At 64.2% G+C, this 2,509-nt stretch carries 3 protein-coding genes and 1 pseudogene; all 4 read right to left on the reverse strand.

What is annotated here, in order from left to right; all coding sequences use genetic code 11:
- Positions 1-339 (reverse strand): annotated as a pseudogene (locus tag JNN06_RS03745) (flagellar biosynthetic protein FliP); the annotation flags it as partial.
- Positions 339-608 (reverse strand): FliM/FliN family flagellar motor C-terminal domain-containing protein, encoded by a 270-nt coding sequence (locus JNN06_RS03750; RefSeq protein WP_291238261.1) that lies wholly within the window; start codon positions 606-608, stop codon positions 339-341. The gene JNN06_RS03750 and the pseudogene JNN06_RS03745, both read right to left, overlap by 1 nt.
- A 3-nt stretch (positions 609-611) precedes the next feature.
- Positions 612-1,196 (reverse strand): flagellar biosynthesis protein, encoded by a 585-nt coding sequence (locus JNN06_RS03755; protein ID WP_291238262.1) that lies wholly within the window; start codon positions 1,194-1,196, stop codon positions 612-614.
- On the reverse strand, positions 1,196-2,509 hold a 1,314-nt coding region (fliF, locus tag JNN06_RS03760; RefSeq protein ID WP_291238263.1), incomplete at its 5' end, for a flagellar basal-body MS-ring/collar protein FliF. The genes fliF and JNN06_RS03755, both read right to left, overlap by 1 nt.

A 2,509-nucleotide genomic window follows, 5' to 3' on the forward strand; every position in this document is an offset into this window, starting at 1 on the left:
CGAGAACGGGCCTGCGCCCCGGGTCCAGGCCTCGGTAAGCACGGGGTCCATCACAAACCAGGTCAGGAACATGGCAAGGCTCACGATCACCATATTGGGCGGTGCCGTTTGCAGGCCAAGCGCCTGGCGCAGGATCGACAGCACGGTGACGATGAACGGAAAGCACGTCACCATCACTGCAATTCCCGGCACGATGCTGAGGATGGTGATCAATGCGATCAGTTGCACCGATCTGCTTGCCAGATCAGGGCCTTGCAGAGCATCCAACGGCACATCCTGCGCCAGTGCCGGTGCTGTCAGCACCAGAAACAGGGCCAAAACCCCCAGCAGATGCCGCATCAAAGACCGCCCTTGAGGCTGGCCACTTCGATCAGTCGCACGGCGAGTTGCCCGGCCTGATCGCCTTCCAGCTCCTGCAATTCGCCGCGGGCAATCAGCCGGTCCCCGACATACAGCTCGACCGGGTCATCGACGCGGCGATCCAGGGGCAGCACCGCATCGCGCTGAAGGCGCAAAAGATCGCGCACCTGCGGCCGCGCCTTCCCCACCGAGATGAGAATTTCGATGGGCACCTGGCCGAAAGGGCTTTGGTCAACCATGTCTTCCATAGCTCATTCCTTTTCCGAAAATCCAAAGAAGCCCCGCACGGCGGCGGCGATTTCAGCCGTGGCGCGGGCAAGATCGATATGCACTTCCTGCAAGCCCAGACGCAGGAAGGCCTGCCCTTCGCTCAGGGTTGCTTCCTCGACGATGGTCACGGGCAGGCCCGTCGCCTGTTCCAGCAATTCTTCAATTGCCTTGCGATCATTGGCATTCACCACCAGCGTCACGGGTTCGTCTGCCAGCTGTTCGGCCAGCGGCATCAAGGTTTCCAATACGGTGGGGGCCAACGCTTCCCGCGCCATTTCGGGCAAAAGCTTGCCCACCATATCCTGCATCAAGGGCGCCAGCGATTTCAGCACATGCGCGCGCGCCTCCTGATAGGTGAAGCCAAGGGCCTGAAGGCTCCGTGCAAGATCCACGCGGATGCGCCGCTGATCCTCGGCATGGGCCGCTGCCGCATCTTCCCAGCCCGCGCGATACCCCTGCTCATAGGCCTCCAGTCGGCTCTCCTGATCCGCACCTGCGGCAGAGGGGGCAACTGGCTCCTGTGCGGGGTCGGCAGATTCAAAGACCTCAAGCCGTAGCATGGCCATCATGCACGCTCCTCTTCCGCTTCAAGCCATCCGCGCAGAATTTCGACCGATTCGGCCTGCCGCTCGTCAATCAGGCGGCGCAGGCGCTCCACCGGGTCATCGGGCAATTCCGTGGCTTCGCCATAAACCGGCATGCCGGAATATTCGCCAATGTCATCAATCTCTCCGCTGACCACGCGGGGCGACAGATCGCCAGTGCCACTCTCGGCGCCGGGAAGTGCCAGCGGGGCCGTCGCGGCTGGCAGGCTTGCAACCGGGTTGGAGGATGATGTGAGGATCGGGCGCAGCACAAACAGCCCCAGAACCAGCGCCACCAGCGCCAGAACTGCAACCTGGACCAGCGACATGACATCCAGCTGGCCCAAGCCCGACAGCAGGCTTGCCTCCGCCAGTGTTCCGGCCTCGGGGGTGGCCTCAAAGGCGAGGGACTTGAGCGTCAGCACGTCGCCCCGGCTTTCATCAAGACCGACCGCCGAGGCCACGAGTTCGCGCAGCACCGCAAGCTCCTCCTCCGGGCGCGGCTGCCAGGTGATCGCCCCCTCCGCGTCGGCCACGCGCAATCCGTCAACCAGCACGGCAACCGTCAGACGACGCACCGTGCCGGGGCCCCGGACCACCTCGCGCTGCGTCTCCGAGACCTCGAAATTGACCCGTTCCCGGGTTTCCGAATTCTGGCTTTGAGTGCCACTTCCGGCAGCGGCGTCGCCTTCCGGCAGGTTGGAGGCCACGCTCACATCCTGAGCCGATTCGCTGCTGGTGCCCGATTTTTCCTGCGTTTCCGTAGAGATGGCCACCCGGCTTTGCGGATCGAACTTGCGCTCGGTGATCTGCTCGCGATCATTGACCACATCAAGGCTGACCTCGACCACCGCCTTGCCATGGCCGACCCGTGCCTCCAGCAACCGCTCCACATTGCGGCGCAGTTCAGCGGCCCGATCATTGCCAGCGGGATCTGCGCCCGCCTCATCGCTTCCGGTCTGGATCAGCCCGCCCTGGGCGTCGATGACCGAGACATCTTCCGGCGCCATCCCGCTGACGGCCGAGGCCACAAGGTGCTTGAACGCACGCGCCTGCGCCACGGACATCGACCCGCTGGCCATCGTGACCGTGACAGAAGCCGAGGCCTGCGAATCGCGCTGAAACAGCTGTGGCCCCGGCTGCGCCAGATGCACCCGCGCAGCCTTGACGCCGGGGGTTGCAAGAATGGTGCGCGCAAGCTCGCCCTCCTTGGCGCGCCAATAGGCGGCATCGAACATCTGCGACGTCGTGCCAAAGCCGGACAGGCCGTCCAAGAGTTCGTACCCCTCGCCGCT

Source organism: Gemmobacter sp., assembly GCF_016792925.1.
Taxonomy (GTDB): domain Bacteria; phylum Pseudomonadota; class Alphaproteobacteria; order Rhodobacterales; family Rhodobacteraceae; genus Gemmobacter.

Coding starts and splice junctions, on each gene's coding strand:
- JNN06_RS03750 (WP_291238261.1), bottom strand. CDS start 608: ATGGAAGACATGGTTGACCAAAGCCCTTTCGGCCAGGTGCCCATCGAA.
- JNN06_RS03755 (WP_291238262.1), bottom strand. CDS start 1,196: ATGGCCATGCTACGGCTTGAGGTCTTTGAATCTGCCGACCCCGCACAG.